Origin of the sequence: Kribbella sp. NPDC004536 (assembly GCF_042873835.1) — a bacterium.
Classification (GTDB): domain Bacteria; phylum Actinomycetota; class Actinomycetes; order Propionibacteriales; family Kribbellaceae; genus Kribbella.
Map to the genome: position 1 here is coordinate 1,688,250 of NZ_JBIALY010000002.1, position 24,894 is coordinate 1,713,143.

Consider the following 24,894-nt stretch of genomic DNA (forward strand, 5'->3'; position numbering starts at 1 on the left):
ATCAGTCCACCTTGAAGAACGATCGGACGAACCCGAGCCCGTCGACGAGCGCGTCGATCTCCTCGGGAGTCGTGTACAGGTAGAAAGACGCTCTGGTCGACGACTGCATTCCGAACCGCTCGTGCACCGGCCGCGCGCAGTGGTGCCCGGCCCGGACCGCGATCCCCCGGGTGTCGAGCACCGTCGACACGTCGTGCGGGTGTACGCCGTCCAGCGCGAAGCTGATCGCGCCGCCGTGGTCCTTGGCGTCGGTCGGGCCGAGCAGCTTCAGACCCGGTACGGTCTTCAGCCCCTCGAGCGCGTACTCGACGATCGCGTGCTCGTGCGCGGCGATCTTGTCCATCCCGATACCGGACAGGTAGTCGACGGCCGCACCGAGCCCGACCGCCTGCGCGATCGGCGGCGTACCGGCCTCGAACCGGGCCGGCGGGGCTGCGTACGTCGAACCGGTCATCCGGACGACCTCGATCATCTCGCCACCACCGAGGAACGGCGGCAGCGACGCGAGCAGGTCGTACCGCCCCCAGAGCACGCCGATCCCGGTCGGGCCGACCACCTTGTGGCCGGTGAAGGCCACCAGGTCCGCGCCGAGCGTGGACACGTCGACCGGGAACTGCGGCACCGCCTGGGACGCGTCGACGACCATGGTCGCGCCGACCGCGTGCGCCTTGGCGGCGATGTCGCTGATCGGGTTGATCGTGCCGAGCGCGTTCGACACCCAGGTCAGCGCGACGACCTTGGTCTGCTCGGTGAGCAGCTCCTCGATGTTCGAGAGGTCGAGCCGGCCGTCCTCGGTGACGCCGAACCACTTCAGCGTCGCACCGGTCCGCTCGCACGCGAGCTGCCACGGGACGATGTTGCTGTGGTGCTCCATCTCGGAGACCACCACGACATCGCCCGGCTTGAGCGACGCACCGAGCGTGTGCGCGGCCAGGTTGAGCGCCTCCGACGCGTTCTTCGTGAACACGATCTCGTCCCGCGACGGGGCACCGATGAACGCGGCCACCTTGTCGCGACCACCCTCGTACGCTGCCGTGGCCTCGGCACCGAGCTGGTGCATGGCGCGGGCCACGTTCGCGTTGTGCTTGAGGTAGTGGTCCTCGAGAGCCTGCACGACCTGACGCGGCTTCTGCGAGGAGTTCGCCGAATCCAGGTACACCAGGGGGAACCCGCCTGCCAGCTCGCGCGACAGGATCGGGAAGTCCGCCCGGACCGACTGCAGGTCCAGCGGACTGCTGAAGGTCCGGGCGTCGGTCACTTGGCGCCCGCCTTCAGGAACCGCTCGTACCCGTTGGCTTCCAGCTCCTCGGCGAGCTCCGGGCCGCCTTCCTCGGCGACGCGGCCGTCGACGAAGACATGGACGAAGTCCGGCTTGATGTAGCGCAGGATCCGCGTGTAGTGCGTGATCAGCAGGACACCCTTGTCGCCCTGCGAGGCGTACCGGTTGACGCCCTCGGAGACGATCTTCAGCGCGTCGATGTCGAGGCCGGAGTCGGTCTCGTCGAGGATCGCGATCTTCGGGTTCAGCAGCTCCAACTGGACGATCTCGTGGCGCTTCTTCTCACCACCGGAGAAGCCCTCGTTGACGTTGCGCTGCGCGAACTCGGGGTCCATCTGCAGCTCGGCCAGCGCGGTGTTGACGTCCTTGACCCAGGTGCGCAGCTTCGGCGCCTCGCCGTCGATCGCGGTCTTCGCGGTCCGCAGGAAGTTCGCCACCGACACGCCCGGCACCTCGACCGGGTACTGCATGGCCAGGAACAGGCCGGCCCGGGCGCGCTCGTCGACCTTCATGTCGAGCACGTCCTCGCCGTCCAGCGTGACCGTACCGCCGGTGATGTTGTACTTCGGGTGACCGGCGATCGAGTACGCCAGGGTGGACTTGCCGGAGCCGTTCGGGCCCATGATCGCGTGCGTCTGGCCACCGGCGATGGTCAGGTTGACGCCGCGCAGGATCTCCTTCGGGCCGGCCTCGGTGTCGACCGACACCTGCAGGTCGCGAATCTCGAGTGTCGCCATGAGGTTTCTCTATCTCCGTCTGGTTTACAGGGCTGCTTGGTTCAGGGGGTTCTTCACGTCCACGAGGACGTCGTCGCCGTCGAGGCGGACCGGGTAGATCGGCACCGGGTCGTACGCGGGCAGGCTGGTCGGCTCGCCGGTGCGCAGGTCGAACCGCGACCCGTGCAGCCAGCACTCGATCTCGCACTCGCCGACGTCACCCTCGGACAGCTGGATCTGCGCGTGCGAGCACTCGTCCCGGACCGCGAAGTACTGGCCTTCGCTCTTCACGACCGCGACCTCGACACCGCCGACCTCGACCGGGATCACTCCCTCATCGGGGACGTCGGCGACGGCGCACGCGCGCTCGAATGTGTCGCTCATCGGCCGGTGGCCGCCTTGGCTGCTTCGCTGAGCTCGGCGGTCCGGGCGAGCTTCTCCTCGATCACGTCGTGCAGGTGCTCGGAGACCTCGGGGACACCGATCTTGCCGATGATGTCGTTGAAGAAGCCGGACACGACCAGGCGCCGCGCCGCGTCCTCGGGGATGCCCCGCGCCTGCAGGTAGAACAGCTGCTCGTCGTCGAACCGGCCGGTCGCGGACGCGTGCCCGGCGCCCTCGATCTCACCGGTCTCGATCTCCAGGTTCGGCACCGAGTCGGCGCGGGCGCCGTCGGTGAGCACCAGGTTCCGGTTCAGCTCGAAGGTGTCGGTGCCCTCGGCCGCGGCCCGGATCAGCACGTCGCCGATCCACACCGAGCGGGCGTCGTCGCCGGCCAGCGCGCCCTTGTAGAGCACGTTGCTCTTGCAGTGCGTGGCCTCGTGGTCGACGAACAGCCGGTGCTCGTGGTGCTGGCCGGACTCGGCGAAGTACACGCCGACGAGTTCGGCGTCGCCGCCCGGTCCGGCGTACCGGACGTTGGTGTTCACCCGGACGACCTTGCCGCCGAGGGTGACCGTGACGTGGTGCAGGCGGGCGTCGCGGCCGACCAGCGCGTCGTGCTGCGCGAGGTGGATCGACTCGTGGTCGCCCTGCTGGATCGCCACCACCCGCAGGTCGGCGCCGTCGCCGACCTTGATCTCGACGTTGCCGCTCAGCTCACCGGCACCGGTGTGGTCGATGATCACGATCGACTTGCTGTGCCGGCCGGCGTCCACGATCAGGTGGCTGAAGCCGCGGGCGCCGAGGCTGGCGACGTTCACGTGCACCGGCTCGGACAGCTCGGCCTCGACCGGGATCCGGACCGCGAGCGCGTCGGGGGCGTGCGTCCAGGCGACGGCCGCGGTCCGGTCCTGCGGGGTGAGGACCTTCAGCGCGTCCGCGGCGACCGTCTCGATCACCACACCCTCCGGACCGGAGGCGTCGATCTTCGGGGTCTCGGTGCCGGCCGCGTCGTCGAACAGGGCCTTCAGCTGCTTGACCGGGGTGAAGCGCCACTCCTCCTCGCGCCCGGTCGGCACCGCGAAGTCGGCCACGTCGTACGACGTCGGCCGCTCGCTGCGCGCCTGGAGCGGGACCGGGGAGCCCGGCCCGTGGGAGTGCGCCTTGTTGCCAGTCGCAACAAGGGTTTCTGCTGACGACATCAGCCGACGGCCCCTTCCATCTGCAGCTCGATCAAACGGTTCAGTTCCAGCGCGTACTCCATCGGGAGCTCGCGGGCGATCGGCTCGATGAAGCCGCGGACGATCATCGCCATCGCCTCGTCCTCGGCCATGCCCCGGCTCATCAGGTAGAAGAGCTGGTCGTCGCTGACCTTGGACACGGTCGCCTCGTGCCCCATCGCCACGTCGTCCTCGCGGACGTCGACGTACGGGTAGGTGTCCGAACGGCTGATGGTGTCGACCAGCAGCGCGTCACAGCGCACCGTGGACTTGCTGTGGTGCGAACCCGGCGCCACCTCGACCAGACCGCGGTACGACGTCCGGCCGCCGCCGCGGGCCACCGACTTCGAGACGATCGAGCTGGAGGTGTACGGCGCGTTGTGCACCATCTTCGAACCGGCGTCCTGGTGCTGGCCCTCGCCCGCGAACGCGACCGACAGCGTCTCGCCCTTGGCGTGCTCACCCATCAGGTAGACGGCCGGGTACTTCATCGTCACCTTGGAGCCGATGTTGCCGTCGATCCACTCCATCGTCGCGCCCTCTTCGCAGGTGGCGCGCTTGGTGACCAGGTTGTAGACGTTGTTCGACCAGTTCTGGATCGTCGTGTAGCGGCAGCGGGCGCCCTTCTTCACGATGATCTCGACGACCGCGGAGTGCAGCGAGTCCGACTTGTAGATCGGCGCGGTGCAGCCCTCGACGTAGTGCACGTACGCGCCCTCGTCGACGATGATCAGGGTCCGCTCGAACTGGCCCATGTTCTCGGTGTTGATCCGGAAGTACGCCTGCAGCGGGATGTCCACCTTGACGCCCTTGGGGACGTAGATGAACGAGCCGCCGGACCAGACCGCGGTGTTCAGCGAGGCGAACTTGTTGTCGCCGACCGGGATCACCGAGCCGAAGTACTCCTTGAAGAGCTCCGGGTGCTCCTTCAGGCCGGTGTCGGTGTCCAGGAAGATGACGCCCTGCTCCTCCAGGTCCTCGCGGATCTGGTGGTAGACGACCTCGGACTCGTACTGCGCGGCGACACCGGCGACCAGGCGCTGCTTCTCCGCCTCCGGGATGCCGAGCTTGTCGTAGGTGTTCTTGATGTCCGGCGGCAGTTCCTCCCACGAGGTGGCCTGCTTCTCGGTCGACCGGACGAAGTACTTGATGTTGTCGAAGTCGATCCCGGACAGGTCGGCACCCCAGGACGGCATCGGCTTGCGGCCGAAGAGCTTCAGGCCCTTCAGACGCAGCTCGAGCATCCACTCCGGCTCGTTCTTGAGGGTGGAGATGCCTCTCACCACGTCCTCGCTCAAGCCGCGCTGAGCGACCGCGCCGGCGGCGTCGGAGTCGGACCAGCCGTACTGGTAGTTGCCGAGGCCTTCCAGTTCGGGGTGAGCGGTTTGCGTCATCGTGCAGTCCTCGCAGATTCGCCGTCGGTTACAGGGGTAACGGGGGTCGCACCCGGGATATGAGTCGTACACACACCGTCGCCGTGGGCGATGGTGGCCAGGCGCTGTACGTGCTTGCCGAGGAGTCTCGAGAACACCTCGGTCTCGGCCTCGCACAGCTGGGGGAACTGCTCGGCCACGTGCGCGACCGGGCAGTGGTGCTGGCAGAGCTGGGCGCCGTGGCCCGCCTCCGCCGTCGAGGCGGCGTACCCGTCGGCTGTCAGGGCCTGCGCGAGCACCTCCGTCTTCTTGCCCTCCGGGGCCTGCGCGAGCAGGTCCCGGTAGCGCTCCTCCACCTCGGCGACCCGGCGGCGCGCGAACTCCGTCACCGCGTCGTCACCGCCGGCCTCGGCGATGAATCGCATCGCGGTCGTCGCGAGGTCGTCGTACGCGGTGTGGAAGGCGTGCCGGCCGGAGTCGGTCAGCACGAACACCTTGGCGGGGCGGCCGCGGCCACGGGGGCCGTAGACACGCTCCTCGCGGGATTCCACCAGGCCCTCGTCGAGCAGGTGGTCCAGGTGCCGGCGGACCGCCGCCGGGGTGAGTTCGAGCCGCTCCGCCAGCACCGCGGCGCTGGACGGGCCATTGGTCAGGATCGAGCGGGCAACCCGGTCCCGGGTGGACTCGTCCCGCGCACCGGCGGTGCCGTGGGACACGGCCGAACCAGTCGCAGGAGTTTTCACAACATCAGTGTCGCGTAATTCCCCGGGGCCTTCAAATAAGGCTCGCCTAACCGGTCGGCGCGCTCAGGCGGGAGGCGTGAGCGAGGTCACTCCGGCCCGTTCTCTATGCTGCGGTACGTGCCAGTCGCGGTGGAGATCGACAACCTCGTCGTGCGGTACGGCGAGAAGTCCGCGGTTGACGGTCTCAGTCTCACCGTAACCGCCGGCACGGTGACGGCCGTGCTCGGCCCCAACGGTGCCGGCAAGACCACGACCGTGGAGACCTGTGAGGGCTTCCGGCGCCCGGACTCGGGCCGCGTCCGGGTGCTCGGCCTGGACCCGCTCGCCGACCACGACGAGCTGATGCCCAGGATCGGCGTCATGCTGCAGGAGGGCGGCGCCTGGTCCGGCGTCCGGGCGGTGGAGATGTTGCGGTACGTCGCGACGCTGCACACCCATCCGCTGGACGTGCCAGCGCTCGTGGAGCGGCTCGACCTGGGCAGCTGCGGGCGGACGCCGTACCGCCGGCTGTCCGGCGGGCAGAAGCAGCGGTTGTCGTTCGCGCTGGCGATCGTCGGGCGGCCGGAGATCGCGTTCCTGGACGAGCCGACCACCGGGCTCGACCCGCACGGGCGGCGCGAGATCTGGCAGCTGATCCGCGACCTGCGCGACGACGGCGTCACCGTCGTACTGACGACGCACGCCATGGACGAGGCCGAACAGCTGTCCGACCAGGTACACGTCGTCGCGGCCGGCAAGGTGATCGCGTCCGGCTCACCGGACACGCTGACCGAACACCACACCAAGTCCCTCGAGGACGTGTTCCTCGAGCTCACGTCACCTAGGCACGAGAAATGACCACCTACGCACCGCAGCCGGGAAGTGCGCCCTGGTCGCGCAAGGTGCTGGCGCACACCCGGATGGAGTTCAAACTCCTGCTCCGCAACGGTGAGCAGTTGCTGCTGGCACTGGTCATCCCGCTGGGCGTTCTCCTCCTGCTCGGCGCGACCGGCCTCGGCGACCGCCTCCCGCTCGGCAGCGGCCGCCCGATCGACGAGGCGGTCCCCCGCGTCCTCGCGCTCGCGGTCCTGTCCTCCTCGTTCACCTCGCTCGCCATCGCCACCGGCTTCGAACGCCGCTACGGCGTCATCAAACGCCTCGGCGCCTCGCCCCTCTCGAGAACCGGCCTTCTCGCAGGCAAAATCGGCGCCGTTCTCCTGGTCCAGGTAATCCAGCTCGCTGTTCTGATCAGTACTGGGTTCGCACTCGGCTGGAAACCAGTCGGAGGATTCGCAGCCGTCGTAGGCGTCCTCCTGACCGTCCTCTGCGGCACCGCAGCGTTCGCCTCCCTCGGCCTCCTGATGGCCGGCGTACTACGAGCCGAAGCAACCCTGGCCGCGGCCAACCTCCTCTACCTGCTCCTGCTGGTAGGCGGCGCGATCATGACCCCGGTCGACGAGTACCCGGCCGGCATGCAGAGCGTCGTACGCCTGCTCCCGAGCGCCGCCTTGGCGAGCGGAATCTCGAACTCGACCGTCACCGGGGTGATCCCGTGGGCAGCTGCACTCTCCCTGGCCCTGTGGGCCGCAGTCCTCGGATACCTGGTCTCCCGGACGTTCAAATGGGACTGAGCTTTAGAGTATGCCGGTGATGAGCACGGATAGCCCGCCCCAGGAGAGCGCGCCGGTCAGCCGGTTCTGGCGCCTGATCCCCGAGCCGAGCCTGGACGTGGTGCGGCGCTGGGGCTGGGCCTCGGTGGCGGTGAACATCGGCATCGTGGTGACCGGCGGGCTGGTCCGGCTGACGGGTTCGGGCCTCGGCTGCCCGACCTGGCCGTCCTGCACCGACGACTCGTACGTCCCGCACGCTGCGCTCGGGTACCACGGCGCGATCGAGTTCACGAACCGGATGCTCGGCTTCGTGGTCGCGATCGTCGCGATCATCACCTGGCTGGTCGTGATGCGCTACCGCCCGGTCCGCCGGGACCTGCGCCGGCTGGCGACCGCGGCGGCGCTCGGGGTGCCGCTGCAGGGCGTGATCGGTGGCATCAGCGTGCTCACCGGCCTGAACCCGTGGATCGTGTCGGCGCACTTCCTGGTCTCGCCGGTGATCATCACGCTGACCGTGTCGATGATGCGCCGGTCCCGCACCAGCCCGTACCCGCACACTCCCCCGGTGGTCCGCGCGCTCGCGACCGCAGCGGTGGTGGCGGTCTGGCTGACCGTTGCCCTGGGCACCATTGTGACCGGGGCCGGTCCGCACTCGGGCGATCCGGAGACCGGCCGGAACGGGTTCGACCCGGAGCTGGTCAGCCAGCTGCACGCCGACGTCGTGTTCGGCCTGCTCGGCATCACCATCGCGCTGGTGATCGCGACCCGGGTGACCGCGACGTCGCGGACGTTGCGCAAGCTCGCCGCCTGGCTGCTGGCGATCGAGCTGCTGCAGGGCGCCGTCGGCTTCACGCAGTACTTCACCGGCCTGCCGTGGGGCGTCGTTCTCGTCCACATGTTCCTCGCCGGCCTCCTGATCGCCCTCGTCACCGCCGTCTACGGCGAACGCGGGACCCCCTCGGCCTAGACGCTCGACGGGGTTGGCAGCACGCCCAGCTGGGTCAGCCAGCTGAACTGGTCGACGACGTTCCAGTGCTGGACGATCCGCCCGTCCCGAACCCGCATGATGTCGACGTACTGGAACGTGACCCGCCTGCCGGTCGCGGGAACCCCGGCGAAGTCCCCGGTATTCGTACCCGACATCGTCTTCTTGGTCACGACCTGATCGCCCTCGGCAATCATCTCGTCGATGGTGAATGTCGCGTCTGGGTACGCCGCCGCGAACGCCTGCAGGAACACCTTCCCGCCTTCCCGGTCCGGCGGGACACCCGGAGGGCTGCTCAGGTTCACGAAGTCCGGTGCGTTCAGTTCGTCGTACGCGTCGAAGTCCTTCCCGTTCTGGACTTCCTCGACGAACCGCCTGATCACGGCCTTGTTCCGCTCGAGCTGGTCCTGCATGTCTGCGTTCATCTCTGCCACCACCTCTGGGTCTGTCGGCACCGACCACCGGTACCGACAGACCCAGCCTCACCTCCCGCTTTCCCGGCCGACAGAGCAACTTTCCCGACCGCCCGGGAAACCGTCAGGTGCGGCGCGTCAGCGTTACCGTCGCCGGGGCGATGGTGTACGGCGTGTCCGATGTGAAGGCCAGGCGGGCGTCGTACGTTCCTGCCGTGGACGCCGCAGTCGCGTCGAACCGTAGTCGTACCGTCACCGAACGACCAGCGGGAACGGTGATCTGCGTACGGTCCGCCGACAGCCAACTCACGTCCGCGCCGAGGACACACGCATCCTGACCGGACAGGTACTCGGCGAACGGCGTCGCGGTGAAGCCTCCGATCGAACCGCCGATCCTGCTCAGCCCGCAGGCCGCGCCGCCGCGGAACATGGTGTACGTCGCGTTCGGCAGGTCCGACCAGGCACCTGTCGCCGGATCGAACTGGACGGCCTGGTTGGTGAGGTAGCCACTACCGGTGATGCCGCCGACCAGTTGCAGCTTGCCACCACTGCCGGAGTACTCCATGCCCCAGGCGGGATACGGCATCTCGGCGATCCGGGTCCAACTGTCCGAGTCGGGTGCGTAGCGGTAGGCACTCGAGACCGGGAACTCGTGCCACGGATCGTCGAGCAGCGGCACGAGACCACCGGCACAGATCAGTCCCTCACCTGAACCCGTGCAACCCGCCATCACGACGTGCTCCGGGTACGCCGCAACCCGCGTCCACGTGTTGCGATTGGCGTCGTATCTGTACGTGTCAGTCGCTTCCGTGCAGGCCTGCGACTGACACCCGGCCACGACGTACAACGCGCCGCCGACGACCGCGCCCGCCGCCGCGGTGCTAGGCATCGGCAGGTCTGCCACGCGTGACCACTTGTTCTTCACAGGGTCGTACGCGTACGTCGCCGAGCTCAGGTTGCCCTGAGCGTCCCAGCCGCCGGCGACGTACAGCTTGCCGCCCACGAAGCCGCCGACCGCACGCTCCAGCGGCTCGGGCAGGTCGGCGATCCGCCGCCACGACCCGGCCGTTCGGTCGTACGCGTACCCGGCGGCGGTCAGGCCGTCGTCGGTCGCGCCGCTGACCGAATAGACGACTCCGTCATTCGCGGCGACGACGTTGTCCATGATCGGCGTCGGGTAATCCGGCAGCTGCGACCACGCAGGATTCGCCGACGCGTCCCGGGACGGCACCGGGTTGTGCCCGCCCTGGTGCAGCTTCGCGAACGACAGTGCGGACGCGTCCACCTTCTCCCGCCGCAGCGGCGCTCCGGGAGCCGTCAGCCGATGACGGCCGTCGGCCGCCGTGAACCCGCGGTCCTGCTCGACGAGTGACACCTGAGCGGGCTTCGTGCCGTGGTTGGTGAGCGTGATCGTTCGGGAGCCGATGGCCCCCTTGCCTGCGTTGACCGAGATCCTCGACGGAGTCACGGTCACCCGGCCCGCCTCCAGCGACCAGTCGAGGCGGGTCGCCCGGTGCGCGACAACCCGGGCCGTCTGCCGCGCCTCGGCGTAGTTCCGCCCGGTGGCGCTGAGCGCAACGTTACCGGTGCTGCCGAACAGCCAGTAGTAGCCGTCGTCGGTCTGCGGGTCGTCGGTCGTCGCATGGCTGACCGCCGGAGCGGTGCCACCGCTGACCTGCACGCCGGTCAGTGCGGCACCGGTGTTGCGGTCGCGGACGAAGCCTGCCACGAGCCCACCCGGTGTCGCGGCGCACGACCGGCTGCCGACGTACACGTCGTCCAGTTCCCAGTAGTTGTCGGCCGCCCCGCTGAAGCGGAACCGTACCCGGACGTCGGACTTGTGCGCAGCCTGCGGGATCGGCACCTCGACGTGTCCCTTGACGAAGGCGTCCGGCGCGCGCCAGACGTTCTGCCAGGTCGCGCCGCCGTCGAGGCTCAGGTCGACGACACCGTCCTGCTCACCGAACCCGTAGTCGTAGTAGTAGGTGTCGAAACCGACGGTCGGCTGGGACAGGTCGGACAGGTTCGCGGCCGGGCTGACCAGGCTCGTGTCGTTGCGATCGACCGGCGACGACCAGTTGTCGACGATCGCGAACTGTCCACCGGCGCCGGTGAGGTTGCCCTTGGCACCCGGATCGTCGAACGTCCAGGTCTTGCCGGTTCCCGCATCGTCGGTCACCTGCCAGCCGTCCTTCGGTCCGGACCAGCCCTCGAACCCGGTACCGGCGCCCCGGAACGCGTGACCGTACCCGGCGGCTGTGCAGCTCGAGTCGTCCACGCCCAGTGCGACGTCGCGCAGCAGCGAACCCTTTCCGTTGCCAACGGCAACAGTGGAGTCGGCGGCCCGGTAGCCGGGCAGGCCGGCTGCCTCGACGTGCAACTTGTAGGTCGTACCGACAGGAAGCTCCACGTGGTATCGACCGGTGAACGGATCGGTGTGGACGGCGCCGTCCGGGTAGCCGTCGACGGAGATCTTCGCGTACAGCGGCCAGCCCTGACCGGACCCGTCGGTGACGGTGCCGGTGACCGTACGACGCGCTACGGCCGTCAGCGCGAAGTTCCTGGACAGCGTGGCGCCCGCGGACACAGTGACCTGGTCGAGCGCCACGTCGGCGTACCCGAACTTCGACGCGACGACCCGGTAGGTCCCTGCGGCCACCGCGACCTGGTAGCGACCGGACTTGTCGACGACGGCGCGGGTGCGATAGCCGTTCGCGTCGGTGAAGGTGACTGTCGCGCCGTCGAGCGCCTGGTTGCGCGTCCGCACCGAGCCCGCGGCCCAGCCGTACGATCCGAGCGTCAGGGCGGACACACCGTTCGGCGTACCGACACCGGTCGGTGCATCCCAACCGGGGCCTGCAGTGCACCGCACGTCACCACACGAACCGTCGGCACCCTCGGTGACGTCGGTGAGAGAGTTGTGCTGGCGATACAGGTAGGTGACCGGGTTGGTACCAGGGACGGGCGTGCCCGCCAGCGCGTACATCGCAGCGACCAGCGGTGCGGACAGGGACGTACCGCCGTACTGCGCCCATCCGTCCTGTCCGAGGGTGTTGTAGACAGCGAGCCCGGTGTCCGGATCGGCGACCGCCGCCACGTCGGCGGAGGCCCTGGTGTCGGGGCACCCGGTGTCCAGGCCGCTCTGGTAGTCCGGGCGCGGCTCGTAGAGCGAGCAACCGCTACCGCCGCCGGCCCACGCCGCCTCGTGCCATCCGCGCGGCGTCGAGTCGTCCCGGGTCAACGTTGTACCGCCGACCGAGATGACGTTGGGTGAGGTGGACGGATAGCTCTGGACGTTGCCGTTGTCGCCGGACGAGACGGTGACGGCGATACCGGGGTGGTCGTAGTGGTGGTCGTAGTACGTCTCGAACGGGAGTTCACCGTCGATGCCGTACGAGTTGGAGATCGCCACCGCGCCCAGCGACGCGGCGGTGTCGACCGCCTGGCCGAGACTCGGTGAGCTGTTGCTGTCGGCCTGGACGAGCAGGATGTGGCAGTCGGGACAGGCCGACGAGACCGCGTCCAGGTCGAGGGCCGTCTCGATGGACCAGCCGGGATCCTCTTGCGGGTAGTCCGTCCCGCCGCGCTGGTCGACCTTGCGGAAGCAGCCGTTGTCCGTCGTACACGGCGCCAGGCCGTAGTGCGCGCGGAACACGGCCAGATCGGATTCGGCGTTCTCGTAGCCGAAGGCGTCGACGATCGCCACGGTTCTTCCGGCGCCGCCGTCCGGCAGGGCGTACGCCGCCTTGATGTCGGTCGGCCCCAACGAGCCGGGGATCGGCCCGGCCGTACGCTGCGCCAGCGCGCCGTGATCGCCGGCCCGCCCGACCGCATAGCAACGCGCCAACGGCGTCGAACCGTCGGCAGCCGTCCGGGCGGCATTACACCCCGCCGGGACGGCCCGACTGCCGTACGACCCACCTGCCGACGACCCACGCCCCGTCGATCCACTCGCCGTCGGTCCACTCGCCGTCGGTCCACTCGCCGTCGGTCCACTCGCCGTCGGTCCACTCGCCGTCGGTGCGCTTGCCGTGGCCGCGGCGGCGGGCGTCAGGGTCGATGCTGTCACCGCCGACGCCGCCAAGGTGGCGATCGTCGTCAGGACGACCGTGAAAGTACGAATGACCCGGGCCCGTCGTCTCGTCGAGCCGCTATGTCCTCTTCTCGTGCGTTGCACGCCTCACCCCTCGCTCACTCGACCGGCGGGACATTCCCGCCGGCTCACAACCAGCCCGCGCGCGCTGCGTGCAGACCGGCCTGGAATCGCGTCTCGGCCCCCAGGACAGCCATCAAGTTGGCGAGCCGCCGCCGGGTGGTTCGATAGCTCCAGCCCAGGTGCCGCGCGATCGCCTCGTCCTTCATCCCGCTGGCGAGCAGCACCAGGACGCGTCGATCGTCCTCGGTCGGTTCGAACGTCAGGTCCTCGTCGCCCACCCGCAGCGAGCCACGCATCGTCAGCGGCGTCGCCTGCTGCCACAGCTGGTCGAAAACGAGCAGCAGGACGTCGAGCAGGCTGCACGGGTGCACGACGATCGCACTGGCGATATCGCCCTGGTCGATCGACTGCGGTATGAACGCCGTCCGCCGGTCGAAGGTCGCCAGCTTCAACGGCAGCTCGGATGTCACCCGGGCCTGCTCGCCGGCGGCGACGTACCGCAGGATCGCGCCGACCGCGTTCGGTGCCTGTTCCAGCGCGGCGCGGTCGTAGATCGCGCGGCAGGTCACACCCCTGGCCAGCACCTCGAACTCGACGTCGTTCGTGTCCGGCCCCTCGGCGCGTATGTACGGCGGGGTGTCCAGCACCTGCACCTCCGCCGTGGCGGCGCGCTGGAGCTGGTCGAAGCGGCTCAGTACCGCGTCGGCACCGACCACGACCTCGATCAGTTCGGTCGGTCCCGTACTGCGACCCGCGCGGAAGTCGGCGACCCAGGCCGTCGCGAGGGCCCGGATCCGCTCGAGTTCGGACTCCTGCCGGCGCACGAGCGCATCGATCGCCGCGTCCGGTGCCACCGGCAACAATCGCGGTGTGGGCACCGGCGACCGGGTGATCAACCCGATCTGTTCGAGCCGGGCGACCGCGCGGCGGACCCGCCCGGCGGGCGAACCGATCCGGTCCGCCAGCCCGTTCACCGTCAGGCCCGGCCAGCGCAGCAGGATCCGGTACGCCCGTTCCTCGAACTCGCCGACGCCGAGGATCGACAGGTCAGTCCCGGTGCGCATGCCGAACCCCTCCCTGACGGTGCGCCTGGGACCTCACCGCCCGGCACGCGCAGCAGTCTCGTCAGCGCCACATCAGGGTGTCCAGCAATTCTCCGGCCTGAATCGGCCACGGCCACAACTGGCCATTCGCCGCCGTCGAACGGCGAACGCGGGACGCCCGCGACCTGAACGGGCGTCCCGCTGCTCTCAGTAGCGGACCTTGTAGACGGCGCCCGGGCCGAAGACCGGGCCGGCGACGTACAGGCCGCCCCATCGGTCGAAGGCCGTGCCGCCTGGCAGGTTCAGCTGGCCGCGGACCAGTTCGCGCTTGTACCCGGCCTGGTGGTGCCGGCCCGGGTACTGCAGGAACAGTGCGCCGACAGTCGGGCCGCCGGACTCGAACGCGAGCCAGCTGGCTGTGTCGAGCTCGACCACGGCGAGTGTCCCGTGCGGGCCACCGGCCAGGTCGACGATCGACGTGTACCCGTCGGCGTACCGCGTGCAGCTGCCCTTCCACGGCTTCACCGGGTCACACACCGCGCCCACCGAGCCCGGCCTGATCCGCCAGATCTCGGACGTCCCGGGGGTCGCCGGGAAACCACGGAGCTCACCCACGTACCAATAGCCGTCCGGCCCTACGGTCACCGACGTCGCGACCGCCTCGGCCACGAACGGTGAACCGGCCGGAGGTGCCTCGTCACCGAGACCGTCCGGCACCTTCACGGTGCGCGGCTTCAGCCGTGCGACGGTCCTGATCAGGCCGTTCGGCCAGACCCGGAGCAGGTCGTTGTTGGCGGCGTCGGACACCAGCACCGTGCCGTCCCTGAGCGCGGCGACCCCGAACGGGTTCGACTCGGTCGGCGAATCGGCCTGGTTGTACGGATCCGGGTCGGTGGCCTGGTACTTGGCGATGTCGGCGACCACGACCGGTGTCTTGCCCGGCCGCACGCGGTACAGCGTGGCGCCGCCTGGCGGGGTGTCGCCCTCCGGACCGCCACCGCCGGTCAGGGCGTACGTCCGGCCCCACTTGTCGGTGTCGATGGCCGGCGCGAAGCCGCCCGGGACCTGGCCGAGCTTCCAGGTCTTGTGACCGTCGGTCGCGTACACGGACCCGTCCGTGACGCTGTAGATGACCTGATTCTTGTACGTCGAGACTCCACGCGGCCCGTCCAGCCCCGTGACGACCGGCTTCAGACCGCTGCTGTGACCACCGGCGTCGGCCTGACCCGCGACCAGGACGGACGCCGTCAGTGCGAGTGCCGCGAGCGCGGCAATACGTGTTCGTACCCCCATGTATCCCCCTGAAGCTGTGTCTCCCCAGGCGTGGATCCCCCTCCACAGACCCGACCATGGCAACAAAAGATCACGGCCAGGTCAACGGATCGACTTCAGATGTGCCTCAGATCGGCTTCAGCTCCGCTCAATATTCTCGGTCTAGGGCGGGCCCACTCCTTGACGTGTACACGTTCTTTCAAAGGAGATGCGTTGATGAACCCGATTGACAGGCGGGCAGCTGCGCTGGCCGCTCTAGCAGCGCTGGCGCTGACAGCTTGCACCGCAAGCGGAAACGGCTCCGCAAACGCCCCCGCGGCTGCCAACACCCCGGAAGGAACCAGCAGCCTCCCGTCTGCGGCGACGACACCGGACAAATTGAATCTGGCCGATGTCTGCCCAGCGACCGTTGTGCTCCAGCTCGACTGGCAGCCTGAGGCGGCGTACGGCGGATGGTGGACGCTGCTCGGCGACGGCTACACGTTCGACAGCAAGCTCAAGCGCGCAAAGGGCCCGTTGGTGGCGCAGGGACACGACACCGGGGTCGATCTGGAGGTTCGCATCGGCGGGCCTGGCATCGGATACCAAGCGGTTTCCGCGGTGATGTACTCCGATCCATCGGTCACCGTCGGGCAGGTTGCGACCGACGAGGCTATCCAGTTCTCCGCAAAGCAGCCGACAACGGCGATCTTTGCACCGTTGGACATCAGCCCGCTCGGCATCATGTGGGATCCAGCAACCTACCCGAACGTTCACTCGATCGCCGATCTCGGCAAAGAGGGCGTGAAGATCCTGTACGCCGAAGTCGCGGGCGGCTACCCGATCGACTACCTGACCGGAATCGGCGTGCTGAAGAAGAGTCAGCTCGACGGGAGCTACGACGGCTCACCTGCCCCGTTCGTAGCGGCCGGTGGCAAGGCGGCGCTGCAGGGCTTCGCAGGCTCCGAGCCGTATCGATACGAGCACGACGTGAAGGCCTGGGGCAAGCCGTCGAAGTTCCAGACGTACTACGACACCGGCTATCAGCCATACATCGGGGCACTGTCCATCCGCTCCGGGGACAAGCAAAAGCTCGCGCCCTGCTTGAAGCGCCTGGTGCCGATCATGCAGCAGTCGCAGGTCGATTACGTTCACAGTCCCGATCGGGCGATCGGCATCATGGTCGAGGCCGCGGGCAAGTACAACACCGGGTGGACCTACAGCGATGGCAACGCACGGTTCGAACTCCAGAAGATGGCCGAGCTGAAGCTCGCCGGCAACGGGCCGAACAAGGCGATCGGGGACTTCGAGTCGTCGCGTGTGCAAAAGGTGATCGACGTCAACACCCCCGTGCTCACCAAGGAGCACAAGGCCCCGAAGCCTGGGCTGACGGTCGATGACATCGTGACCAACGAGTTCATTGATCCCAGTGTCGGATTCGCGCAGTAGCGGCTTTGGTGACGTGGCTGGGCCGGTCGAGTCGATCTTCGGCTAGGAGGATCCGAGTTGGTTCGGGTGCCGCCGCGCCTTTGGGCGCGATCGGCGCCCGCCGGCCTCGACCGGCCGGTACCAGGCACCGATCGTCAGCTTCATCAGGAACCCGAAGAACCAGAACACAGCGATGCCAAGCAGGGATGACAGCACGATCGCGGCGAACATCTGTTCCGACTGCAGCCTCGACCTGTACAGGTCGATCAGGATCCCGACGCCAGGATCGCCTTGGCGGAAGAAGAAGTCCCCCACGATGGCACCGATCACCGACAGACCGGCGGACGTTCGCAAGCCGACGAAGATCGCCGGCAGCGCCCCCGGCAGCTGCAATCGCCACAATCGAACGAGCCGGCCCGCACGATGCAACGTGAACAGGTCGTGGGCGTCGCTTCCGAGCGACTGCAGGCCGAAAAGCGTGTTGGAGATCATCGGAAAGAGCGAGATCAGGACACAGACCAAGACCCGGCAGGCGATCCCGTACCCGAACCAGAACCCGAACAACGGGACCAAGGCAAGAATCGGGATCGTCTGCAATGCCACCGCGTAGGGATAGAGGGACCGCCGCAACCAGGCCGCCTGGCTCATCAAGACCGCCGTGCCCACACCGATGAGGCTGGCAACGACCAGGCCGGCCATCGCGATACGAGCGGACAGCCAGAACGCGGCGAGCAGTTCCGCCCGGTTCTCCCCGTTGAGGAATCCCTCCTGGACGACCGTATGCGGCGGCGGGAGCAAGAACCTTCGCGCGGGATCCAGCGCCAAATACGTGATCGAATACCAAATCGACAGCATCGCCAGCAACACGATGAGCGGTGGCAGCCAGGCGGGCGACCCGCGATGCCTGCGCGCACTCGGCTCACTGTTCGCATGTAACGGGATCATGACTGCTCCTGACGCAAGAGACCCGATACCCGTCCGGCGAGCGCGGCGAAGTCGTTCCCGTAACGCAATGCCGGAGACCGCGGATACGAGAACGGGATCTCGACTTCACCGATGATCGTTCCCGGCCGATCGGACATCACGACGACCCTGCTTGCCAGGAACACAGCCTCGGCGATCGAGTGTGTAACGAACAGCGCGGTGGTGAACCGCTTGGCCACGAACAGTGCCTGCAGCTCATCGTTCAGTCGCTGGCGAGTGAGCTCGTCCAATGCACCGAACGGCTCGTCCAGAAGGAACAGATCGGGCTCCATGGTCAGAGCTCGCGCAAGCGAGGTCCGCATGCGCATCCCACCTGAGAGTTGGTGCGGGTAGTGTCCGGCGAAGTGCTGCAGGCCGACGAGCGCGATCGCGGCGTCCCGGCGGTCGCGACGGTCGCGCTTCGGTAAGCGATCCAGCTGACTCAGCAACTCGACGTTCTGACGAACTGTGCGCCACGGCAGCAGGGTTGGGTCCTGGAAGACATACCCCAAGCGATTCATGGCAACCCGCAGCATGCCTTCGGACGGGTCGCTGAGACCCGCCACGAGGCGAAGAAGTGTTGTCTTGCCACATCCAGATGGACCGACGATGCAGACGAACTCGTTCGCGGCCACTGTGAGATCGACCCCGCGCAGCGCCGCAGTGCCGTCGGCGAACGTCACGCCGACGCGGCGCATCTTCAGCGCATCAGCGACAACGGCTCCCTCGCGGACGGGAAATGGATCAACCGTCATACCTCACTACCCCCAAACATCCGTTCATGACCGACGAGCTGACGGTTCGACAGGCCAGGGCCTGCCTTCCAACGCAGGACGAGCACCATGACGAGCATCGCGAGATCCAGGGCAGCTGCCAGCGGCGGGAGATAGCCGATGCCCAGATCTTGAATGACGAGTCCGCCGAGAACCGCGGACAAGCCGGATCCCAGATAGATCACGGAGGCCTGGACAGCAATCAGCATGCCGCCACCCAGCCGAAGAAGAAGTCGCTGTACCGGAGGATTGAAGGCCCAGGTGAACAGGCCCCACGCGAACAGGACGATCGCTGCCCCCGCACCAGACTGCACCGCAGCATTAAGCGTCGCCAGCAGGGTCGTCAGCGCAACAGCGATGACGTACAACGTCGGGAAGCTTCCAAATCTGTCGGCCGCCTGACCGGCAAGCATGTTGCCGGCGACCGCTCCGATTCCGTAGATGCAGAGCAGCAGGCTGACGCTCTGACGCGTCAGCCGTCCGGTCTGCTCGACCACCGGGACGATGTAGGTATAGACACCGATCGAGGCCACCAGATGCAGCATGGTGATCACCAACAGCAGCCGAACCGGGCGTTCGGACAGACTCGCGAATCTCTGCCGGAGACCGACAACCGGCGGAGGCGCGACACGGGGTAGGAGCGCCCGTGCGGCAACTGCGACCAGCCCTGCCAAGACTGCGATTCCGGCGAAAACACCACGGAAGCTCAACACGGGTCCCAGAACGCTCGCTGCCGGAACTCCGAGCATCAGACAGAGCGTCAGCCCGCTGTAGACGACAGCGGCAGCTCGGGCGTGACGCTGCCGACCGAGTAGCCCTGATGCGACCAGAATGGCGGCGGGCATGTACAAGGCAGCGCCCAGCGCGGTCACAATCCGGCCTGCAACCAGGAGCGGATAGTTGCTGGCGATCGCGGTGAGGAGATTGCCTGCTCCGGCGAGCGCGAGCGCCGAAACCAGGACAGTACGACGCTCCCAACGACCGGTGAGCGTCGCAAGGACGGGTGCACCGATGGCATACGCCAGGCAGAACGCGGTCGCCAATTGTCCTGCCGCACTGACCGACAGATGCGCCCCATCGCTGATGTCCGGAAGTAGGCCGGCCACAACGTACGCGCTGGTTCCAGCCACAAAGGATCCGGCGCCGAGCGGCCAAGTGCGCGCAAGCATGGACCCTCCAGGCAATATCGCCGGGCATCAGAACCCACGGACGCCTCGCACCCGATGCGGTTCAGCTACTCGTCAAGTTTGCCGATGGCCACTGAAGCGGACCTGAATCCCGCACAAGCGCTGCCGCCGCCACCAGATAATCGGCACACCAGTGCACGCTCGATTCGGCCAAAAGAATTACTCATCGCCGGCACGAGACCAACCTGGACGGGCGGCGGGCGACAGCGCTGCGCGCAACCTCCTCAATTACCGCGCGGAAACACAAACCCAGTCCACCGGCATTACGCAGGAACCGGCAGAATTTCAAAGATCTCGACCGTGAAACGACCTTGGCCCTCGCTCAGGAATGGATGACCATCGAGTAGCGACTTGGCTTCTTCCAGAGTCTCGGCTTCGACGACCGTATCTCCGTACAGCTGGCTCGGCTCGGTCTCGGTCCCGTCGTCACACACAGAGGCTCTGCCCGCGAGCGGGTTGCCCTGGTCAATGACCGCGTGACCGGCCTTACTCATCCACTCCGCCCAGGCCTTCAGCTCCTGCTCCGCCTCGAGATCGGAGTACTCCTCGCGCGGGGTAGCTGGTCCCCGGTAGAGGTAGAGGTACTTGCTCATGATGGCCCCCTTCTGTCTGTGCACGGTCAGACCGTCGCGTACCTCATTCCAGTCCCGAGCATTCTCTTGAGCGACTCGACGCGCAAGGGGGTCAACTGGGGAAATTCGGCGTGTCAACGAGGAGTACCTCAAAGTGACGCAGATTTGCGATCGAAAACGATGTAACAATTCGTATTCGAATTGCGACGGATTGAAATCCGTGGGACAACCTGGCCATAATTCAGCCGCGCTTCAGGTTCACTTCAGTGTGGCTCAATACCGTCGGCTTGGAGAGCCGCCCCCTCCGCCCGGCGCCAGGTGTTCCAGGGATTCGTCACCAAGGGGCGGTGTACAAGTTGTCACTACAGGTACTGCATTCGCGATCGCTCGATGAGGTGGCAGCAGCTGTCAGGCCATACGCCGAGTACGCCCTGGAAGCAACCGGTACCCCTGGCGGTGTGTTGGCCATCGGGGACAGCACCGGCCAGGTGATCGAGATCGGCGTTGGATGGGCGAACCTGGCCACCCAGACCCCAATGTCGCCGGAGCTCACCTTTCCGGGCGGCAGTCTCGGCAAGCTGCTCATCGGCCTCGCGGCTACCCGTCTCGCGGACGAGGGACAGGTCGACCTCAACCGGCCGGCCGCGGACTACGGCATCGACGTCTCCAATCCACTAGGGGACCGGGCGGTGATGCTGCGTGATCTCCTCACGCATCGCAGCGGGCTGCGCGTAGACACGTTCGACGCGAGCTTCACCGTCGACCCGCCGAGTGTCGAGCAGCTCACCGAGCCAGCCGCGAGAGCGCCCGAGTACGGCGGAGCGCGGACGCGCTGGGCCTCACCTGTCGGGCAGCAGTTCGAGTACTCGAGTCTCGGGCTCGACCTTGTAGCTCGGGCCCTTTCGTCCGCGATCGGCATGCCGTTCGCGGACTACGCGCGGACCGAACTCCTCGAGCCGTTGGGCATAGAGCACACGTCCTGGCCGCTGGCGTTGCCGGAGGCGACGTCCTGGACACCTGGAATGACCGGCTACATGGTCTTCGGCGGGACGGCTGTCCCAACCCCAACGGTCCGGGCGCGAACCGTGTACGGCACCGGCATCGAGACGACAGCCAGCGATTTCACCCGCCTGCTCGCTGCGTTGCTACCAGAGGTAGCCGAGACCGGTCGCGCGCCGCTCAGCCCTTACGCCTTGCAAGCGATGACGACGCCCCATACCGAGGTCACGTTCTTCGGGAAGCCGAGCGGGATGTACACCGGACTCGGAATCGAGGTCCGCGGTGAAGGCACAGTCATGCATTCGTACGGACACGCGGGCTGCTATCCGTTCGGATGGTGGTCGACCGCCTGGGCCTACCCGCAGCTCGACCTCACGGTGACCACGGTGGGTAACGCTTGGGACATGCGCCAGTACGAGTACCTGCCCGGTTGCTGGGCGTGGCTGGTCGCGGAGGAGATCTCCAGGTTGCGCGCTGAGGGCACACGGGGTGGTCACAGCGGTCCTAGCGCTTCGGAGATTGCAGGAGTTGTCACGGCGGAACGCCTGTTCGGGCTGCTCGGAGTGACAGATCAGCTGCCTCAGCACGCAGTCGAGCAGATGGCACGAGGCGCGCGCCCGCTGCCGCATCAGCACCGGGCGCAGTGGAGCGAAGACGAGTTCAGCGACGGTCTCCGATTGCTGGAAGACGCTCACACGTCGGCGCAGATCCGGGAGCGGCTGGTTTCACGGCCGGGACTTGCGCAATACCTCGAGCTTGTCGGGTTGAGCTGGGGGGCACGGGATCTTTTGCTCGATCCCAAGCTGGGCGCCTGACCACTGGAAAGGGGTAGTCATGCCGGACGACAACAACGAAGAAATCATCGAGGAGTTTCGTGCGAACGGCGGTCAGGTGACCGGATTCGCAGGAATCCGGACCTTGCTGCTGCTGACGACCTTCGGGCGCCACAGTGGCACCTCGCACACGGTGCCACTGATTCCGATCCAGCAGGACAGCGACCTCGTGATCTTCGCCTCCAACGCCGGGGCCGAGGTGGCTCCGGACTGGTACTACAACATCCTGGACAACCCCAACGTCGTCGTGGAGTTCGGGGCTCAGACGTTCGGTGCGAAAGCCTCCGTCCTGGACGGCGCCGATCGCGACCGGATGTACGCGCGGAGGGTCGAGATGATTCCGCAGTACGCCGGTTACCAGGAGATGGCGAAGCGGGTCATTCCGGTGCTCTCGCTGCACGATCTGCACGAAATGAATTGACTCCACCGCACGAGAAGGAGATCTGCGAATGAACGCGATGGCCAAGCGTGTGGTGCTGCCGGCCGTTCTCGCCGCGCTGGTGATCACCGGTTGCGGCGGAAACAGCAAGAACACAGGCAGCTCAGCCGTCAATGCGGCCACCCCGGCAGGGGCCGGCAGCTCCGCGTCCTCCTCCACCCCGGAGGCCTTCGATCTGGCCGGCGTCTGTCCGGCCACCGTCACGCTACAGCTCGACTGGCAACCAGAAGCGTCGTACGGCGGCTGGTGGTCCCTTCTCGGTGACGGCTACACGTTCGACACCAAACTCAAGCGCGTGAAAGGCCCGTTGGTCGCCCAGGGGCACGACACCGGCGTTGATCTGGAGATCCGCATCGGCGGGCCGGGCATCGGATTCCAGCCGGTCTCGTCGGCCATGTACAGCGACTCGTCGATCACGATCGGGCAGGTCGCCACGGACGAGGCGATCCAGTTCTCCGCCAAGCAACCGATGACGACGATCCTGGCCCCAATGGACATCAGCCCACTTGGCCTGATGTGGGACCCGGCAACTTATCCGAACGTCCAGTCGATCGCCGACCTCGGCAAGTCGGACGCGAAGATCTTGTACAACGAGGCGGCCGGCTCCTACCCGATCGACTACCTGACCGGAATCGGTGTACTCAAGAAGAGCCAGCTCGACGGCAGCTACGACGGCTCGCCGGCCGCATTCGTCGCGGCGGGCGGCAAGGCTGCCCTGCAGGGCTTCGCGGGCTCCGAGCCGTACCGCTACGAGCACGATGTCAAGGCTTGGGGAAAGCCGTCCAAGTTCGAGACCTACTACGACACCGGCTACCAGCCGTACATCGCGGCGGCAGCGATCCGCAGCGGAGACAAAGAAAAGCTGACCCCGTGCCTGAAGCGACTGGTCCCAATCATGCAGCAGTCGCAGGTCGACTTCATGAAGAGCCCCGATCGAGGGATCAGCATCATTGTGGAAGCGGCCGACAAGTACAAGACCGGCTGGTCCTACAGCGACGGTAACGCTCGATTCGCGCTGCAGAAGATGACCGAGCTGAAGCTCGTCGGGAACGGGACGAACAAGGCCGTCGGGGACTTCGATCCGGCGCGTGTTCAAAAGGTGATCGATGTGGTCACACCCATCCTGACGGCTGAGCACAAGGCGCCGAAGCCGGGACTCACGGTCGAAGACGTGGCAACGAACGACTTCATTGACCCCAGCATCGGTTTCGCACCGTGACCGCCAGGAAGTTCTGATGGCTCCGAAACCTTTTCATCTCGCCTGGTTCTGCACCTTCATCGCCGACTCGTGGATGGGCACCTGGGGCTCCGACGGCAGCCCGTGGAACGGACAGTTCTACGTAGACCTTGCCAAGGACCTCGAACGGGCGTGCTTCGACTACGTTCTCCTCGAGGACAAGTCGGTCGTTGCGACAGCGTTCGGCAATTCGATGGAGTCGTCGCTGAAGTACGCCAGCGTGCCCAAACACGACCCGATGCCGCTCGCCACCCTGATGGCGCACGCCACCGACCGCATCGGCATCGCCGCCGCGATGTCCACCAGCTTCTATCCGCCGTGGATCACGGCGCGGCTCGCGGCGACGATCGACCACATCGCAGACGGCCGATTCGGTTGGAGTGTGGTCACCACTGTCGACGATCTCGCCGCCGAGAACTTCGGGCAGCCGAAGCTCCCCGAACACGACACTCGCTACGACATCGCAGACGAGTACGTCGACCTGGTCTGCCAGTTGTGGGACTCGTGGGAGCCCGATTCCATCGTGCGCGATCGGACGCGGGGCGTGTACGCCGACTACACGAAAGTCCACGCGATCAACTTCGAGGGAAAGTACTTCAAGTGCCGCGGGCCGCTGAACACTGCGCCGCCGCCACAAGGCCGCCCGGTACTCGTGCACTCCAGCAGATCGCCACGGGGGCGCCAGGTCGCCGCGAAGTACGCCGACACGATCGTCACCGTCGGCAACTCGGTCGAGGACATGAAGGAGTACCGGCAGGACATCCATCGGCTGCTTGCCGAACACGGGCGCTCTCCCGACAGCTGCAAGATCCTCTTCATGGTGAACCCGGTCGTCGACGAGACCGACGCGGACGCCCACGCAAAGGTGGAGCGGTGGATCACCGACCCGACACACATCGCCTACATGCTGAACGAGATATCCAAGATCACGGCCCACGATTTCTCTCAGTACGACCTCGACAAGCCACTGCCCGACGACATCACGACCGACGGCGAGCGGTACTCGTTCGAGAAGTTCATCCAACGCGGCAGCGGCAAGGCGCTGCGTGAACTCGTAGGTCTCGGCATCGAGCAGACCGTTCCGCTGATCGGTTCACCGGACACCGTCGCCGAGCGAATGGGCGAGATCATGGCCGAGGTCGGTGGCGACGGCTACCTGGTCAACAGCCCTTCACAGCGGCTCAACCGGCGCTACATCACCGAGATCACCGACGGCCTGGTGCCGGCTCTCCAGCGCCGGGGTCTGGTCCGAACCGCGTACGACCACCGGCACTTCCGCGACAACCTGATGGCATTTTGAGCTAAGCGGCCCGC

Annotated in this window: 22 protein-coding genes; 8 read left to right on the plus strand and 14 right to left on the minus strand. The window is 67.1% G+C overall.

Annotation, left to right across the window (positions count from 1 at the left end; translation table 11 throughout):
- Position 1 precedes the first annotated feature (1 nt).
- The 6 genes from ACFYRU_RS22870 to ACFYRU_RS22895 are packed head-to-tail and all read right to left on the minus strand — an operon-like array spanning position 2 to position 5,712.
- Complete coding sequence (locus tag ACFYRU_RS22870; RefSeq protein ID WP_387662118.1) at positions 2 to 1,258, minus strand: cysteine desulfurase; 1,257 nt, start codon at positions 1,256 to 1,258, stop codon at positions 2 to 4.
- A complete protein-coding gene (gene sufC / locus ACFYRU_RS22875) occupies positions 1,255 to 2,016 on the minus strand; it encodes a Fe-S cluster assembly ATPase SufC (RefSeq protein ID WP_387662119.1) in 762 nt (253 codons plus the stop codon). The genes ACFYRU_RS22870 and sufC overlap by 4 nt, the downstream gene beginning before the upstream one ends.
- 24 nt (positions 2,017 to 2,040) lie before the next feature.
- On the minus strand, positions 2,041 to 2,379 hold the full coding sequence (locus tag ACFYRU_RS22880) for a non-heme iron oxygenase ferredoxin subunit (protein ID WP_387662121.1): 339 nt from the start codon (positions 2,377 to 2,379) through the stop codon (positions 2,041 to 2,043).
- Positions 2,376 to 3,578 carry a Fe-S cluster assembly protein SufD gene (sufD, locus tag ACFYRU_RS22885; protein WP_387662123.1) on the minus strand — a complete coding sequence of 401 codons (1,203 nt, stop codon included), beginning with the start codon at positions 3,576 to 3,578 and terminating at the stop codon, positions 2,376 to 2,378. The genes ACFYRU_RS22880 and sufD overlap by 4 nt, the downstream gene beginning before the upstream one ends.
- Positions 3,578 to 4,990, minus strand: coding sequence for a Fe-S cluster assembly protein SufB (gene sufB / locus ACFYRU_RS22890; RefSeq protein WP_387662125.1), 1,413 nt, complete (start codon positions 4,988 to 4,990; stop codon positions 3,578 to 3,580). Before sufB ends, sufD begins: the two co-directional genes overlap by 1 nt.
- The gene (locus ACFYRU_RS22895) at positions 4,987 to 5,712 is read right to left on the minus strand and encodes a helix-turn-helix transcriptional regulator (protein ID WP_387662127.1); all 726 of its coding nucleotides are present in this window, start codon (positions 5,710 to 5,712) and stop codon (positions 4,987 to 4,989) included. The genes sufB and ACFYRU_RS22895 overlap by 4 nt, the downstream gene beginning before the upstream one ends.
- A 129-nt stretch (positions 5,713 to 5,841) precedes the next feature.
- Between ACFYRU_RS22895 and ACFYRU_RS22900 the strand changes: the two genes are divergently transcribed.
- The 3 genes from ACFYRU_RS22900 to ACFYRU_RS22910 are packed head-to-tail and all read left to right on the plus strand — an operon-like array spanning position 5,842 to position 8,268.
- Positions 5,842 to 6,549 carry an ABC transporter ATP-binding protein gene (locus ACFYRU_RS22900; RefSeq protein ID WP_387662935.1) on the plus strand — a complete coding sequence of 236 codons (708 nt, stop codon included), beginning with the start codon at positions 5,842 to 5,844 and terminating at the stop codon, positions 6,547 to 6,549.
- Entirely contained in the window at positions 6,546 to 7,322 is a 777-nt protein-coding gene (locus tag ACFYRU_RS22905; RefSeq protein ID WP_387662129.1) for an ABC transporter permease, read from the plus strand. Before ACFYRU_RS22900 ends, ACFYRU_RS22905 begins: the two co-directional genes overlap by 4 nt.
- 19 nt (positions 7,323 to 7,341) lie before the next feature.
- A complete protein-coding gene (locus ACFYRU_RS22910; protein WP_387662131.1) occupies positions 7,342 to 8,268 on the plus strand; it encodes a heme A synthase in 927 nt (308 codons plus the stop codon).
- Here the strand turns inward: ACFYRU_RS22910 and ACFYRU_RS22915 are convergent.
- The 4 genes from ACFYRU_RS22915 to ACFYRU_RS22930 all read right to left on the minus strand — a co-directional run bounded on the left by ACFYRU_RS22915 (position 8,265) and on the right by ACFYRU_RS22930 (position 15,191).
- Entirely contained in the window at positions 8,265 to 8,711 is a 447-nt protein-coding gene (locus ACFYRU_RS22915; RefSeq protein WP_387662133.1) for an ester cyclase, read from the minus strand. The two genes, ACFYRU_RS22910 and ACFYRU_RS22915, sit on opposite strands and share 4 nt — an antisense overlap.
- 112 nt (positions 8,712 to 8,823) lie before the next feature.
- Complete coding sequence (locus ACFYRU_RS22920; protein ID WP_387662134.1) at positions 8,824 to 12,546, minus strand: kelch repeat-containing protein; 3,723 nt, start codon at positions 12,544 to 12,546, stop codon at positions 8,824 to 8,826.
- 374 nt (positions 12,547 to 12,920) lie between these two features.
- Positions 12,921 to 13,919: a winged helix-turn-helix transcriptional regulator gene (locus ACFYRU_RS22925; RefSeq protein ID WP_387662136.1), complete on the minus strand. Its 999-nt coding sequence runs from the start codon at positions 13,917 to 13,919 to the stop codon at positions 12,921 to 12,923.
- Between the two features lie 186 nt (positions 13,920 to 14,105).
- Complete coding sequence (locus ACFYRU_RS22930; protein ID WP_387662138.1) at positions 14,106 to 15,191, minus strand: ScyD/ScyE family protein; 1,086 nt, start codon at positions 15,189 to 15,191, stop codon at positions 14,106 to 14,108.
- Between the two features lie 195 nt (positions 15,192 to 15,386).
- Here ACFYRU_RS22930 and ACFYRU_RS22935 point away from each other — a divergent pair, with 195 nt between their 5' ends.
- Positions 15,387 to 16,598: an ABC transporter substrate-binding protein gene (locus ACFYRU_RS22935; RefSeq protein WP_387662140.1), complete on the plus strand. Its 1,212-nt coding sequence runs from the start codon at positions 15,387 to 15,389 to the stop codon at positions 16,596 to 16,598.
- A gap of 42 nt (positions 16,599 to 16,640) precedes the next feature.
- Here ACFYRU_RS22935 and ACFYRU_RS22940 read toward each other — a convergent pair whose 3' ends face one another.
- From ACFYRU_RS22940 to ACFYRU_RS22955, 4 genes are all read right to left on the minus strand, one after another.
- Entirely contained in the window at positions 16,641 to 17,432 is a 792-nt protein-coding gene (locus ACFYRU_RS22940) for an ABC transporter permease (RefSeq protein WP_387662937.1), read from the minus strand.
- Positions 17,433 to 17,518: 86 nt separating this feature from the next.
- The gene (locus ACFYRU_RS22945; RefSeq protein WP_387662142.1) at positions 17,519 to 18,295 is read right to left on the minus strand and encodes an ABC transporter ATP-binding protein; all 777 of its coding nucleotides are present in this window, start codon (positions 18,293 to 18,295) and stop codon (positions 17,519 to 17,521) included.
- A complete protein-coding gene (locus tag ACFYRU_RS22950; protein ID WP_387662144.1) occupies positions 18,292 to 19,482 on the minus strand; it encodes an MFS transporter in 1,191 nt (396 codons plus the stop codon). The genes ACFYRU_RS22945 and ACFYRU_RS22950 overlap by 4 nt, the downstream gene beginning before the upstream one ends.
- Positions 19,483 to 19,763: 281 nt before the next feature.
- Positions 19,764 to 20,093 (minus strand): YciI family protein, encoded by a 330-nt coding sequence (locus ACFYRU_RS22955; RefSeq protein ID WP_387662146.1) that lies wholly within the window; start codon positions 20,091 to 20,093, stop codon positions 19,764 to 19,766.
- 374 nt (positions 20,094 to 20,467) lie between these two features.
- Between ACFYRU_RS22955 and ACFYRU_RS22960 the strand changes: the two genes are divergently transcribed.
- Genes ACFYRU_RS22960 through ACFYRU_RS22975 form a run of 4 tightly spaced genes read left to right on the plus strand, consistent with a single transcriptional unit; the run spans position 20,468 to position 24,880 of the window.
- The gene (locus ACFYRU_RS22960) at positions 20,468 to 21,886 is read left to right on the plus strand and encodes a serine hydrolase domain-containing protein (RefSeq protein ID WP_387662148.1); all 1,419 of its coding nucleotides are present in this window, start codon (positions 20,468 to 20,470) and stop codon (positions 21,884 to 21,886) included.
- 19 nt (positions 21,887 to 21,905) lie between these two features.
- Complete coding sequence (locus tag ACFYRU_RS22965; RefSeq protein WP_387662150.1) at positions 21,906 to 22,325, plus strand: nitroreductase/quinone reductase family protein; 420 nt, start codon at positions 21,906 to 21,908, stop codon at positions 22,323 to 22,325.
- A 28-nt stretch (positions 22,326 to 22,353) separates the two neighbouring features.
- Positions 22,354 to 23,562 (plus strand): ABC transporter substrate-binding protein, encoded by a 1,209-nt coding sequence (locus ACFYRU_RS22970; RefSeq protein ID WP_387662152.1) that lies wholly within the window; start codon positions 22,354 to 22,356, stop codon positions 23,560 to 23,562.
- Between the two features lie 16 nt (positions 23,563 to 23,578).
- Complete coding sequence (locus ACFYRU_RS22975; RefSeq protein ID WP_387662154.1) at positions 23,579 to 24,880, plus strand: NtaA/DmoA family FMN-dependent monooxygenase; 1,302 nt, start codon at positions 23,579 to 23,581, stop codon at positions 24,878 to 24,880.
- Positions 24,881 to 24,894 lie beyond the last annotated feature (14 nt).